General features: G+C 74.0%; 12 protein-coding genes and 3 riboswitches. Of the genes, 5 read left to right on the top strand and 7 right to left on the bottom strand.

Annotated features, from left to right (window positions below; genetic code table 11):
• Window positions 1–12: 12 nt before the first annotated feature.
• Entirely contained in the window at window positions 13–465 is a 453-nt protein-coding gene (locus tag IH48_RS0129135; RefSeq protein ID WP_030911134.1) for a hypothetical protein, read from the bottom strand.
• A 250-nt stretch (window positions 466–715) separates the two neighbouring features.
• Window positions 716–1,849 carry a cobalt-precorrin-5B (C(1))-methyltransferase gene (locus IH48_RS0129130; RefSeq protein ID WP_030911131.1) on the bottom strand — a complete coding sequence of 378 codons (1,134 nt, stop codon included), beginning with the start codon at window positions 1,847–1,849 and terminating at the stop codon, window positions 716–718.
• A gap of 11 nt (window positions 1,850–1,860) precedes the next feature.
• Between IH48_RS0129130 and IH48_RS0129125 the strand changes: the two genes are divergently transcribed.
• Window positions 1,861–2,634, top strand: a complete 774-nt coding sequence (locus tag IH48_RS0129125; protein WP_030911128.1) for a cobalt-precorrin-6A reductase — start codon at window positions 1,861–1,863, stop codon at window positions 2,632–2,634.
• Here IH48_RS0129125 and IH48_RS0129120 read toward each other — a convergent pair.
• From IH48_RS0129120 to cobG, 5 genes are all read right to left on the bottom strand, one after another.
• Window positions 2,612–3,172, bottom strand: coding sequence for a DUF892 family protein (locus IH48_RS0129120; protein ID WP_030911126.1), 561 nt, complete (start codon window positions 3,170–3,172; stop codon window positions 2,612–2,614). The two genes, IH48_RS0129125 and IH48_RS0129120, sit on opposite strands and share 23 nt — an antisense overlap.
• Before the next feature lie 143 nt (window positions 3,173–3,315).
• On the bottom strand, window positions 3,316–3,468 hold the full coding sequence (locus IH48_RS36405) for a hypothetical protein (RefSeq protein WP_158710368.1): 153 nt from the start codon (window positions 3,466–3,468) through the stop codon (window positions 3,316–3,318).
• Window positions 3,469–3,549: 81 nt separating this feature from the next.
• Window positions 3,550–5,118, bottom strand: coding sequence for a precorrin-2 C(20)-methyltransferase (locus IH48_RS0129110; protein ID WP_078850123.1), 1,569 nt, complete (start codon window positions 5,116–5,118; stop codon window positions 3,550–3,552).
• A complete protein-coding gene (locus IH48_RS0129105) occupies window positions 5,115–5,759 on the bottom strand; it encodes a precorrin-8X methylmutase (protein WP_030911122.1) in 645 nt (214 codons plus the stop codon). The genes IH48_RS0129110 and IH48_RS0129105 overlap by 4 nt, the downstream gene beginning before the upstream one ends.
• A complete protein-coding gene (gene cobG, locus IH48_RS0129100) occupies window positions 5,756–7,051 on the bottom strand; it encodes a precorrin-3B synthase (protein WP_234434419.1) in 1,296 nt (431 codons plus the stop codon). Before cobG ends, IH48_RS0129105 begins: the two co-directional genes overlap by 4 nt.
• A gap of 119 nt (window positions 7,052–7,170) precedes the next feature.
• Window positions 7,171–7,246: riboswitch (cobalamin riboswitch) on the top strand.
• Window positions 7,247–7,299: 53 nt separating this feature from the next.
• Here cobG and cobN point away from each other — a divergent pair.
• The 4 genes from cobN (at window position 7,300) to IH48_RS0129080 (ending at window position 13,116) form a co-directional block, all read left to right on the top strand.
• Complete coding sequence (gene cobN / locus IH48_RS0129095) at window positions 7,300–10,935, top strand: cobaltochelatase subunit CobN (RefSeq protein WP_030911118.1); 3,636 nt, start codon at window positions 7,300–7,302, stop codon at window positions 10,933–10,935.
• 73 nt (window positions 10,936–11,008) lie between these two features.
• A riboswitch (cobalamin riboswitch) is annotated at window positions 11,009–11,186 on the top strand.
• Window positions 11,178–11,390: a CbtB domain-containing protein gene (locus tag IH48_RS0129090; RefSeq protein ID WP_030911116.1), complete on the top strand. Its 213-nt coding sequence runs from the start codon at window positions 11,178–11,180 to the stop codon at window positions 11,388–11,390. Its footprint overlaps the riboswitch before it by 9 nt.
• A 47-nt stretch (window positions 11,391–11,437) precedes the next feature.
• A complete protein-coding gene (locus tag IH48_RS0129085) occupies window positions 11,438–12,331 on the top strand; it encodes a CbtA family protein (RefSeq protein ID WP_051840818.1) in 894 nt (297 codons plus the stop codon).
• Entirely contained in the window at window positions 12,328–13,116 is a 789-nt protein-coding gene (locus tag IH48_RS0129080) for a (2Fe-2S)-binding protein (protein WP_030911113.1), read from the top strand. The genes IH48_RS0129085 and IH48_RS0129080 overlap by 4 nt, the downstream gene beginning before the upstream one ends.
• Before the next feature lie 65 nt (window positions 13,117–13,181).
• Window positions 13,182–13,335, top strand: a riboswitch (cobalamin riboswitch).
• The last annotated feature ends 79 nt before the right edge of the window (window positions 13,336–13,414 follow it).

Below are 13,414 nucleotides of genomic sequence, written 5' to 3'. Positions count from 1 at the left end.
GAATGCCGATCGTCAGTAGACGACAGTGATGGTGCACTTCGCGTGCGTGCCGCTGTAGCAGTTGGCGGTGCCGTTCCCCGGGAACTTCGTCCACACGTTCTCATGCGCCTTGTGGTACGACGTCATGTGCGTGGACCCGCTGGTGGTGCTGGAGTACACGAAGTAGAACCGGACGTAGTAGTACCCGCTCGTGCGAACGGTGACGCCGTCCATGTCGTCGAAGGTCCCCGTGGTCGTGTGCGGATCGATCGTGTCGATGTCACACGCCATTTTTGTCGGGGCGTAGCGGCGGTCTTCGTACTTGTTCCAGATCTTGCACTCGGACTTGCCGTGGCCGAAGTGCGCGCCGCCGAGGTGCCTTCCCGTGTGGTTGACGATCGTTCCCCACGGTGGGCCGTTGCCGGCCGACGCGGGGGTGGCAAAGGTCAGAGCCGCCAGGAAAGTGACGGAGAGGGCAACAAGCACGGTCGCAAAATTCCGCGGCCTTGATCCGGCGAATTGATGGTTCACGTGAGAGACCCCCGTCTCACTCGCTGTCAACGCCCCCTGCGCGTCACGGTCGTTCCGCGCGCAGCTGAACGGGCCCAGCCTTGGACGCTGCCACACTGAAAGCGTTCCCTACAAGCATTTCCAGTGCGTCGGCGTGCCGGGTGCCGCGCCACTGCCGTGGCGGGGCCGGGCCGGGCCGGGCCGCCGGAGCGGGCTGCCCCGTCCGTCAGCGCGGCTCCGCGCGGCCGACGATCGTGCCCGCGCGGTCGATGCAGATGACGTCCACCGCGATCGGCGCCGCCGCGCCGCGCAGGACCGTGAGCGCCTCGTCGCGGGCGCGTGCCGCCACCGCGCCGCCCAGGGGGACGTTCGCCGCCTCCGACAGGCGCAGCGCCCCCAGGCCGGTGTTCGCCGCGGCGACGCTCGCCGCGAGGTCAGCGCTGCCGCCTGCCTCGCGGGCGAGTTCGCCCAGCAGGGCCTTGTTCACCTGCGAGCGCGCCGAGTGCAGGTCAAGATGGCCGGCGGCCAGCTTCGACAGCTTGGCGAAGCCGCCGCAGATCGTGAGGCGGTCGACCGGGTGGCGGCGTACGTACTTGAGGACCGCGCCCGCGAAGTCGCCCATGTCGAGCAGGGCGTCCTGCGGCAGGCCGTAGACCTCGGTGACGGTGCGTTCGGACGTCGAGCCCGTGCAGCCCGCCAGGTGCGTGCGGCCCGCCGCGCGTGCCACGTCCACGCCTCGGCGGATCGAGTCGATCCACGCCGAGCACGAGTACGGCACCACGATGCCCGTCGTGCCCAGGATCGACAGGCCGCCGAGGATGCCGAGGCGCGGGTTCCACGTCGAGCGGGCGATCTCCTCGCCGTCGTCCACCGAGACGGTGATCTCGACGTCGGCCGCGGCGCCGTCGCCGTGGGCCGCGGCGACCTCGGCCATGTGCTCGGTCATCATGCGCCGCGGCACCGGGTTGATCGCCGGCTCGCCCACGTCGAGCGGCAGCCCCGCGCGGGTGACCGTGCCGACGCCGGGGCCCGCGCGGAAGACCACGCCCGCGCCCGGCGCGAGCCGCCGTACCGTCGCGCGTACCAGCGCCCCGTGCGTGACGTCCGGGTCGTCGCCCGCGTCCTTGATGACGCCCGCCGTGGCACTGTCCTGGGCACAGTCCTCGATCGCCAGTGCGAACGACGGGCGTTGGCCGCGCGGCAGCGTGATCGTCACCGGGTCCGGGAACCCGCCGGACAGCAGCGCGGTGTACGCGGCGGTCGCGGCCGCGGTCGCGCAGGCCCCGGTCGTCCAGCCGGGCCGCAGGCCGGTGTGTTTGAGTTGGGCGTCCCGGCCGCCGGCCCCGGCGGGCCTAGCCATGGAGGCGTCCGATGCGGCACGTGCTGATACTCGGCGGTACCACCGAGGGCCGCCGCCTCGCCGAGGCGCTGGCGGGAGTCGGGGCCGGGGTGGCGCCGGGCCTGCGCGTGACCAGTTCCCTCGCGGGCCGCGTGGCCCGCCCCGTGCTGCCGCCCGGCGAGGTCAGGATCGGCGGCTTCGGCGGGGCCGGCGGCCTCGCCGCCTGGCTGCGCGAGCATCGCGTGGACGCACTCATCGACGCCACCCACCCCTTCGCCGTAACCATCTCCGCCAACGCGGCGCGCGCCGCCGCCACCAGCCATGTTCCCCTGCTGCGGCTGCGGCGCCCCGGGTGGGTCCCCGTTCCGGGCGACGACTGGCGCCGGGTCGCGTCCCTGGACGGCGCCGCCGAGGCGCTCGCCGCCGGGCCGTGGCGCCGCGTCTTCCTCACCACGGGCCGCATGGGCCTCGGCGCCTTCGCCCACCTGGACGGCCTGCGCTTCCTCGTACGGTCGGTGGACGCGCCCGAGCCGCCCCACCCCCGCCACCTGGACACGCTCCTCGACCGCGGCCCCTTCACCCTGGACGGCGAGCGCGCGCTGCTGCGCCGGTACGCGATCGACGTCGTCGTCACGAAGGACAGCGGCGGGTCCGCCACCGCGCCCAAGCTGGCCGCCGCCCGCGAGGCCGGGCTGCCGGTGCTCGTGGTGTGCCGCCCGCCCGCGCCCGAGGGCGTGCGGACAGCGGACACCGTCGCCGAGGCGCTGGCCTGGCTCGAAGCCGTCAGACGCCGAGCAGGTCGGTGAGGTCGTCGGCGTGCTCCTCCTCTTCCTCCAGGATCGACTCCATCAGCCGGCGCGTGGTGGGGTCGTCGTCCCCGAGCCAGCGGACGATCTCCTGGTAGGTGGAGATGACGATCCTCTCCGCGAGGAGGTTGGCCTTCAGCATCGCCTTGAGGTCGTCGTGCGGGGGAGTGGTGTAGTCCGTGTGGGAGCGGCTCACCAGGGTCGCGGGGTCGAAGTCGGGGTCCGCGCCGAGCTGCGAGACGCGCTCGGCGGCACGGACGGCGTGCTGCATCTCCTCGGCCGCGTGCTCCGTGAACTCCGCGGACACCTGGGCGCGGTCGATGCCGACGGCGGAGATCGCGTGGCGGGTGTAGCGCAGCCAGCACACCACCTCGGTGGCGACCACGTCGTTGAGTACGGCGATGACCCGGTCCTTGTCGAGGCCGTAGGTGTTGGTGATCGGGCCCGCGTCCATCTTCTTGCGGGCCTCTTCACGGATCCTGGTGACGTCCAGGACGAAGGAGTCTTTCGAGCCGCTTGAGTCGCTTGAGTCGCGCATGGCTGTCGGGTCCTCTGCTCGCTGGTGCGGTGGGGGCCCCACACCTCTTCCCGCCGCGGCGGCGCGCGGCCACCGGACGGACCGAGAATGACCTGTTCGAGGCAACGGGGAGCGGCCCCGTTCGCGTCACCTGCGCGCGTGCGTCACCAGGCGGTGGTCCGCCCGCGCAGGTCCTCGGCTTCGAGCTCGGCCATGAACGACTCGTGCGTCATGCCGGCCCCGCCGTGGTCGTTCCCGCGGCGCTCCGCCTCGGCGATGTCGCGTGTCTGCGTGAGGGGGTAGGTGGCGTCTGCCATACCCGGACTGTAGGCGTGCGGAGGCAGTACGCTCCCGGCCCCGGGGCAGCGGCGCGGGCGGCCGCGCGCACTGCGCGGCGCTCAGCCCTGGGGACCCCGTGGGCCTCGCGGGGGCTCCGGGTAGCGCCGTGGCGTGAACGCGATCTCGCCGCCCGCGCGCCGCGTGGCGACCGTCTGGGACGAGCCCACGAGCAGGATCGTGCGCATGTCCACCTGCGCCGGGTCCAGGTCCCCGAGCCGTACGATGCGGACGCTCTCCTGCGGGCCGCCCACGTCCCGTGCCAGGACGACCGGCGTGTCGGGCGTGCGGTGTTCGAGCAGCAGCTCGCGCGCCTTGCCGACCTGCCAGGTCCGCGACTTCGAGCCCGGGTTGTACAGCGCCATCGCCAGGTCGGCCGAGGCCGCCGCGTGCAGCCTGGCCGCGACCACCTCCCACGGCTTGAGCCGGTCGGAGAGCGAGATCACCGCGTAGTCGTGGCCGAGCGGCGCACCCGCGCGTGACGCGGCCGCGTTGGCGGCCGTCACGCCCGGCACGATCCGCACCGGCACGTCCCTGTACGGGTCGCACGACGCGACCTCGAGCACCGCCGTCGCCATCGCGAAGACGCCCGGGTCCCCGGACGAGACGACGGCGACCCGGTGGCCGCGCCGCGCCAGGTCGAGCGCGAACTCGGCGCGCTCCGACTCCACCTTGTTGTCCGACGGGTGGCGCCGCTGCCCGGGCCGTACGGGCACCCTGTCGAGGTACGTCGTGTAGCCCACCAGGTGCTCGGCGGCGGCCAGTTCGCCGCGTGCCTCGGGCGTCAGCCACAGCGGGCCCGCCGGGCCCGTGCCGACGACGACGACCTCGCCGCGCCCGGCCGCGGGAGGCTGCCCGGACGCCTGCGGCCGCGGCCGCGCGTCGACGCGGCTCGGCAGCACCGTCACCGCGAAGTACGGCACCGACTCCGGGTCGGTGTCCGCGAGCGGTCCCGTCCGCTCGCCGTCCATCGTGGCGCGCTCCACGTACCGCGCGTCGTCCAGCCGCCCCGCCCGCTCCACGGCGCGCCGCACCGCCGGGAACGTGCGGCCCAGCTTCATCACGACCGCGGAGTCCGACGAGGCGAGCCGTGCGGCCAGCTCCTCCTCCGGCAGCGTGCCCGGGAGGACCGTCAGCACCTCCTCGCCCTCGACGAGCGGCGCACCGAGGCGCGCCGCCGCAGCGGACACGGAGGTCACGCCCGGGATGACCTCCGTCGGGTAGCGGTGCGCGAGGCGCTTGTGCATGTGCATGTACGAGCCGTAGAAGAGCGGGTCGCCCTCGGAGATCACCGCGACCGTGCGCCCCGCGTCGAGGTGGACGGCGAGGCGCGCGGCCGCCTCCTCGTAGAACGCGTCGATGGCGCCCTGGTAGCCGCCGGGGTGGTCGGTCGTCCCGGTCGTCACCGGGTAGACGAGCGGCTCCTCGATGTGGTCGGCGCGCAGGTGCCCGGCGGCGATGGCGCGCGCGATCGACCTGCCGTGGCGGGCGCTGTGGTACGCGACGACGTCGGCCTCCGCGATCGCGCGCACCGCGCGCACGGTCATCAACTCCGGGTCGCCGGGGCCGAGTCCGACGCCGTAGAGGCGTCCTGTACCGGCGCTCTGCGGCAGTTCAAGGTGCGTGCTCACCGTTCGTCCTCGCTCGCGATCGCGTTCAGTGCCGCCGCGGCCATCGCGCTGCCGCCGCGCCTGCCCCGTACGACCAGGTGTTCGAGGCCCGACGGGTGCGCGGCCAGCGCGTCCTTGGACTCGGCGGCGCCGATGAAGCCCACCGGCACGCCGATGACGGCGGCCGGGCGCGGCGCGCCGTCCTCCACCATCTCCAGCAGCCTGAACAGCGCGGTCGGCGCGTTTCCGACAGCGACGACCGCGCCGCCCATGCGCTCCCGCCACAGTTCGAGCGCGGCCGCGCTGCGCGTCGTGCCGAGTTCGGCGGCGAGCGCGGGCACGGACGGGTCGCCGAGCGTGCACACCACCTCGTTGTCCGCGGGCAGCCGCCTGCGGGTCACGCCGCTGGCGACCATCTTCGCGTCGCACAGGATCGGCGCGCCCGCGCGCAGCGCCTCGCGGGCGCGCGCGACGACGCCGGCGGTGTGGCCGACGTCCTCGACGAGGTCGACCATCCCGCAGGCGTGGATCATGCGGACCACGACCTGCGCCACGTCGCCCGGCAGCCCTGACAGGTCCGCCTCGGCGCGGATGGTCGCGAAGGAGCGGCGGTAGATCTCGGAGCCGTCCTTCTCGTAGTCGAATCCTGTGGGCGTCGTCATCCCGTACCCGTTCCTGTCCCCGTCGTGGTCGTGGTCGTGGTCGTCGTGTACGTGCCCCCGGCCGTCGCCACCTTGTCGACGTAGCGGCCCTGCGGGTGCCCGCAGCGGCGCGCGCAGCCCGAGAAGTACACGGGGAGGCCGGGCGCGTGCGCGCCGAGGGATGCCGCGGCGTCGGCGCGCACGTCCGCGAGCGCCTTGCCGCAGCCGGGGCGGCCGGTGCAGGCGCCGACGCCGTACCAGGGGGAGTCCGCGCTCGTCACGAGTCCGGCCGCCGCCGCACGTGCGAGCAGTTCGTCCGCGGCGCCTGGCGTCAGGCCCGGGACGACGATTCCGCGCCACGGCGTGATCCGCAGGCCGTCGCCGTCACCGCCGCCGTCACCTTCGCCGTCGTCGCCGCCCGCCGACGCGAGCAGCCGCCACTGCGCGGCGGTCGCCCTGCCGAGCCGCGGCTGGACGGAGACGGCCGCGCGTACCTGTCCCGGGGGCCGGATGACACCCAGCGCGGGCGGCCCGCCCTGCGGATCAGACCCGCCCTGCGGCTCGGGCCCGCCCTGCTGCGCGGGCCACGCGGTGACGCCCGCCACCGCGAGCGCGGCGGCGAGGCGCGCGGACAGATCGTGCCCCTCGGGCAGTTCCCGCACGCGCCAGGCACCGGAGGCGGCCGCCGCTCCGAGGAACGCCTCGGCGGCGGCCAGCGCGGCGCGCGGCCCGTCGGCGTGCGGCACCCGGAGCCGGTCGCCGCCGACCCGCAGGAGCGCGGTCGCGCCGGCCGGTTCTGCGAGCAACGTCACATCCGCGCCGAGCCCGGCCACATCCCCCCGGCCGTCGTCGAGCGCGAACAGGAAACGGCCGGAAAGGCCCGCCGCCGTGCCGCTCCCGCATATCAGGGCGTCGAGTGCGCGTACCCACAACCGGACGTCGGCGAAGGGGTGTTGGTCCTCTCCCGCGAGCGGCGACGCGACGATGTTCCGTGCGCGCTCGTGCCGCTCGGAGGGGAGCAGCCCGACGGCGTGCAGCGCCTCGGCGAGAGGGCCCGCGCCGGCGTCGCAGAGCCCTCTCAGCTGAACGTTTCCACGCGAGGTGAGGTCGATCCCGCCATCGCCGAGCCGCTCGGCGGCGTCGGCGAGCGCCATCGCCTGATGGGGCGTCAACAGCCCGCCGGGCAGGCGCAGCCGGGCCAGCCGGCCGTCGTCCGCCGCGTGCAGCCGCAGCGCGCCCGGGCAGGCGTCGCCGCGCTCGCGCACGGCCTGGCCGTGCGGGTTCGCGCCGGTCGGCGGGGTGGTGGCTGGCATGGCGGCGAGCATACCCACGTACCCGGGAGTCCCCCCGGGACGGCTCTGTCCCGGATGTGCGCCCTCCCCACGCCTGACCAGGAGCGCCTACTATCGACACAACCAGCGACGGCGTCTGGGAGGAAGCCCGGTGCGAATCCGGCGCGGTCCCGCCACTGTGAGCCCGGCAGCACCTGCCGGGCGAGCCAGGAACTCCCGCCGTCCTCCCACCGCCCGGGGCGCGGACCCCGAGGAAGGCAAGACGCCGCATGCTCCTGCTCCTGTCGACGTCCGACACCGATCTGCTCTCCGCCCGCGCCGCGAACGCCGAAGGCGGCCCCGTGCCGTTCCGGTTCGCCAACCCCGCCCGCCTGCCACTCGGCGACCTGCCGGGGCTGCTCGACGGCGCCGACCTCGTCGTCGTGCGACTCCTCGGCGGCGTGCGCGCCTGGCAGGACGGGATCGACGCGCTCCGCGCCTGCGGCAAGCCCCTCGTCGTCCTGACCGGCGAGCAGGCGCCCGACGCCCAGCTGATGGAGGCGTCCACCGTCCCGATCGGGATCGCCGCCGAGGCGCACGCCTACCTCGCGCACGGCGGCCCGGCGAACCTGGACCGGCTGGCGCGGTTCCTCTCCGACACCGTGCTGCTGACAGGACACGGCTTCGAACCGCCCGCGCCCGCGCCGTCCTGGGGCGTGCTGGAGCGCGAGACCGCGCCCGAAGCCTCCCTGGGCGAGGCGGCGCCGCTCGTCGCCGTGCTCTACTACCGCGCCCACCACATGAGCGGCAACACCGCCTTCGTCGACGCCCTGTGCACGGCGATCGAGGCGGCGGGCGGCCGCGCGCTCCCGCTGTACGTGGCGTCGCTGCGCACGCCCGAGCCCGAGCTGCTCGACGCGCTGCGCCCGGCGGACGCGCTCGTCACCACCGTCCTCGCGGCCGGCGGCACCCGGCCCGCCGGGGCGTCGGCGGGGGAGGACGACGAGTCGTGGGACGCGGGCGCGCTCGCCGCGCTGGGCGTGCCGATCCTGCAAGCCCTGTGCCTGACCGGTTCGCGCGCCGACTGGGAGGCCAACGACGAGGGCCTGTCGCCGCTGGACGCGGCCGGCCAGATCGCGGTGCCCGAGTTCGACGGGCGGCTGATCACGGTCCCGTTCTCGTTCAAGGAGATCGACGAGGACGGCCTGCCGTCCTACGTGGCCGACCCGGAGCGCGCCGCGCGCGTCGCGGGCACTGCCGTGCGCCACGCCCGCCTGCGGCACGTGCCCAACGCGGACAAGCGCATAGCGCTCGTCCTGTCCGCGTACCCGACGAAGCACTCACGCATCGGCAACGCCGTCGGGCTCGACACCCCCGCGAGCGCGGTCGCGCTGCTGCGCCGACTGGCCGCCGAGGGCTACGACTTCGGCGACACGGACGACATCCCCGGCTTCGCCTCCGGCGACGGCGACGAGCTGATCCGCGCGCTCATCGACGCGGGCGGCCACGACCAGGAGTGGCTCACCGAGGAGCAGATGGCGCGCAACCCGGTGCGCGTCCCGGCCGCCGACTACCGCCGCTGGTTCGCCGGGCTGCCCTCCGAGCTCCGGCAGTCCGTGGAGCACCACTGGGGCGACGCGCCCGGCGAGATGTTCGTGGACCGCTCGCGCGACCCGGACGGCGACATCGTGCTGGCCGCCCTGCGCCGCGGCAACCTGCTCATCCTCATCCAGCCGCCGCGCGGCTTCGGCGAGAACCCCATCGCGATCTACCACGACCCCGACCTGCCGCCCTCGCACCACTACCTGGCCGCCTACCGGTGGATCTCCGCGCCGCGCGCCGATGGCGGCTTCGGCGCCGACGCGATGGTGCACCTCGGCAAGCACGGCAACCTGGAGTGGCTGCCCGGCAAGAACGCGGGCCTGTCCGCGGCCTGCGCGCCCGACGCGGCGCTCGGCGACCTGCCGCTCGTCTACCCGTTCCTCGTCAACGACCCGGGCGAGGGCACGCAGGCCAAGCGCCGCGCGCACGCCACCCTGATCGACCACCTGGTCCCGCCCATGGCGCGCGCCGAGTCCTACGGCGACATCGCGCGCCTCGAACAACTCCTGGACGAGCACGCGCAGATCGCCGCCATGGACCCCGCGAAGCTACCCGCCGTGCGCGCGCAGATCTGGACGCTGATCCAGGCCGCGAAGCTCGACCACGACCTCGGGCTCGACGGCGGCGAGCGCCCCGACGACGAGGGGTTCGACGAGTTCGTGCTGCACGTGGACGGCTGGCTGTGCGAGATCAAGGACGCGCAGATCCGCGACGGCCTGCACGTGCTGGGCGCCGCGCCCACCGGCGGGCCCCGCGTCAACCTCGTACTCGCCGTGCTGCGCGCCCGGCAGATCTGGGGCGGCACCCGGTCGCTGCCGGGCCTGCGCGAGGCGCTCGGCCTCGACGAGTCGGCGGCCACGCGCACGGCGGCCGACGACGTCGAGGCGCGGGCGCGCGCCCTCGTCCAGCGCATGGAGGACGCCGACTGGGCGCCGTCCGCCGTGGCCGAGGTCGCGGCGGGCGAGCCGGAGGCGGTCGCCGACATCCTCACGTTCGCCGCACAGGAGGTCGTGCCGCGCCTCGCCGGGACGACGGACGAGATCGACCACGCGGTCCTCGCGCTGAACGGCGGCTTCGTGCCGGCGGGCCCGTCGGGATCGCCGCTGCGCGGCCTCGTCAACGTCCTGCCGACGGGCCGCAACTTCTACTCCGTCGACCCGAAGGCGGTGCCGAGCCGCCTCGCGTGGGAGACGGGCCAGGCGCTCGCCGAGTCGCTGCTGACGCGCTACCGCGACGACAACGGCACGTGGCCCGACTCCGTCGGCCTGTCCCTGTGGGGCACGAGCGCCATGCGCACGGCGGGCGACGACATCGCCGAGGCGCTCGCGCTGCTCGGCGTCCGGCCGGTGTGGGACGACGCGTCCCGACGCGTCACGGGTCTCGAACCGATCAACCTCGACGAGCTGGGCCGCCCCAGGACCGACGTCACCCTGCGCATCAGCGGCTTCTTCCGCGACGCGTTCCCGCACGCGATCGGCCTGCTGGACGACGCGGTGCGGCTGGCCGCGTCGCTCGACGAGCCGGCGGACGACAACCGCGTACGGGCGCACGCGCGCGCCGACATGGCGGCGGGCGCCGACGAACGCGCCGCCACCACCCGCATCTTCGGCTCACGCCCCGGCACGTACGGGGCTGGGCTGCTCCAGCTCATCGACAGCCGCGACTGGCGCACCGACGCCGACCTCGCCGAGGTCTACACGGCGTGGGGCGGCTACGCGTACGGGCGCGGGCTCGAAGGGCGGGCGGCGCGCGAGGAGATGGAGACCGCGTACAGGCGGATCGCGGTGGCGGCGAAGAACACCGACACGCGTGAGCACGACATCGCCGACTCGGACGACTACTACCAGTACCACGGCGGCATGGTCGCCACGGTCCGCGCGTTGAAGGGCACGGCCCCCGAGGCGTACGTCGGCGACTCGACGCGCCCGGAGACCGTCCGCACGCGCACCCTGGTGGAGGAGACGTCCCGGGTGTTCCGCGCGCGGGTCGTCAACCCGCGCTGGATCGAGGCGATGCGCCGCCACGGCTACAAGGGCGCGTTCGAACTCGCCGCGACCGTGGACTACTTGTTCGGCTACGACGCGACGACGGGCGTGGTCGCCGACTGGATGTACGACAAGCTCACGGAGACGTACGTACTCGACGAGCAGAACCGCGAGTTCCTCCAGCAGGCCAACCCCTGGGCCCTGCACGGCATGGCGGAACGCCTCCTGGAGGCGGAGTCACGCGGCATGTGGGCGAAGCCCGACCCGCGCGTGCTGGCGGAACTGCGGCAGGTCCTCCTGGAGACGGAGGGCGACCTGGAGTCGGACGAGGAGGGCTGAGCCGCACCGGGCGCGCCGGCGTCGCAGGACGGCTCGCGCATTCTGGCTCGAACGCCGATTGACTCACCGCCGGTCCGCTCCGTACGCTCATGGAGTAGGGATGGCATAAGGAAGCTGGTGAGATTCCAGCACGGTCGCGCCACTGTGATCGGGCCTTCGGCCCGCAGTCAGACACTTCGCCATCACGACGCTCCACCGACTGTGGGACGCACGATCCCCGAAGGAGACTCCCCGTGAGCAGCATGTCCGCGCCCAGCGCCAACTCGTCCGCCACGCCGCTCGTCCTGCCCGTTTCCAAGGCCGTGATGTGGCTGGTGGGCACGGCGGTCGTCGCATTCGCGGTGTACTACTTCATAGGCGTCGACCAGGGCGCCTACTCCGTGTTCGGCAATGACATGCACGTGCACGAGTTCGTGCACGACGCACGCCACTTCCTCGGCTTCCCCTGCCACTGACCGGCCCGCGCCGGCCGCCGGCAGTACGAGAGAGTGGACATCTGAACATGGAGAAACGACTCATCCTGCGCGGCATCCTGGCCGGCGCGGTGGCGGGCGTGCTCGCCTTCATCTTCGCCCGGATCCTCGCCGAACCGCAGATCGACAGGGCCATCGACTACGAGAGCGGCCGCGACGCGGCGCAGGGCGTGCTGGACAAGGCCGCCGGGCTGGCACCCGAGGCCGCGGGTCCTGACATCTTCAGCCGCACGATCCAGGCGGACGTCGGTATCGGCGTCGGCATGATCTTCTTCGGCATGGCCATGGGCGCGCTGTTCGCCGTCGCCTACACCATCTGCCTCGGCCGGGTCGGCAAGCTGCGTGCCCGCAACCTCGCCATGCTCGTCGCGCTCGGCGGGTTCCTCGGCTTCTACCTCGTACCGTTCGTGAAGTACCCCGCCAACCCGCCCGCCATCGGGCATCCCGACACCATCAGGGACCGGGGGAACCTGTACCTGGTGATGGTGGGGTGCTCGCTGGTGCTGCTGATCCTGGCGGTCTGGGCCGGCAGGCGGCTCGCCGAACGGTTCGGCAACTGGAACGCCACCCTGCTCGCCGGTCTCGGGTACATCGTGGTGATCGGCGCCGTCATGGCGCTGCTGCCCTCACTCGGCGAGCTGTCCGTGAACGTCCAGCAGTACGGACACCACGCCACCGAGACGCCGCTGTCGCTGAAGGACCCCCACGGGACGATCGTCTACCCCGGGTTCCCGGCCGACGTGCTGTTCTCCTTCCGCTTCTACTCGGTCGCGGCCCAGTTGCTGCTGTGGGGAGTCCTCGGGCTGGTCTTCGCGCCCATGGCCGAGCGTCTCCTGGCGCGCCGTGCCCAACCCGCTTCGGTACCGTCCCCCTCCACAGCCGCGGGGCGCCCGGGGCAGACCCAGCCGGCCACCGGAGCATGACGGACAGCCCTTCGCGGGCCGCGGTGCTCGACGAGCTCGCGGCCTGCGGGCCGTTCTTCGCCGTCGCCTCGCACACCCCGGGATCGGCGTGCCGCTCGCCGTGGCAACCCCTGGGCGAACTGGTGACCCAGGCGTCCGCGCTGGCCGCACGCGTCGAGGCGGTACGCGGCCATCTCGCGGCGGCCGGCGGGCTGCGGCCCGACGCCGCCGGCCGGCGTGTTGCCGCGTCGGTCACCCACCTGGGACTGACCGCCCGCGTCGTCTCGCCGTTCCTCGCGCTCACCGCCCTGTACGGCGCGGTGCCCGTCCCCGCGCTTCGTGAGCTGTGGTGGCAGCCCGAGCTCGGCTCCGCGTTCCCGCTCTCCCTGCCGCACCCCGGTGCGCCGGGCGCTGAACCGCCCGGTCCACCGCCCGGTCCACCGCCCGGTCCACCGCCCGGTCCACCGACCGTGACCGCCGGCCGGGTAGTGGCGCAGCTCGTGGTGCCTCTCCTGGAAGCGGCGGCCGAACTGTCCGTGCCGCGAGCCACGTTGTGGGGCAACGTGGCCTCCGCGGTGAACGGCGCGGGCGCCGCCCTGGCGGCAGCGGCACCTGCGCGCGGGGACGAAGTCACCACGGCTGTCAGGGCCTTTCTGGCGCAGCCGCCCCTGCGCGGGACGTTCACGGGCGGCGAAGGGCGCGTGCGGTTCCGCCGCCGTAGCTGCTGCCTCATCTACCGGGCAGCGCCTCCGGGCGGCCGCAGGGAGGCCGTCTGCGGCGACTGCGTCCTTGCCGGCCGCGCATGACGGCAGGCGCGCGTTACGCTGACTGGCGCAGCTGGTTCGCATCCGTCCGCCAGGCGGGAGCGTCGTAAGAGGGAACCCGGTGGGAATCCGGGACTGCCCCGCAGCGGTGAGCGGGAACGACCGCCGTCACACGCACTGGGCCCGTCGGGCCTGGGAAGCGACGGCCAGTAGGTGGACGCCCGCGCCTTGAGGTGTCCGTGCTCGCGAGTCCGAAGACCTGCCCGTTGCCCGCGTGCGGCCATCCGTGCGCGGAGACACCGGTGGCCTCGTGGGTGGGTCTGGTACTCGTCGGAAGGAC

Source organism: Streptomyces sp. NRRL F-5126 (assembly GCF_000721265.1).
Taxonomy (GTDB): Bacteria; Actinomycetota; Actinomycetes; order Streptomycetales; family Streptomycetaceae; genus Streptomyces.
This window is presented reverse-complemented; position numbering and strand designations above follow the sequence as displayed.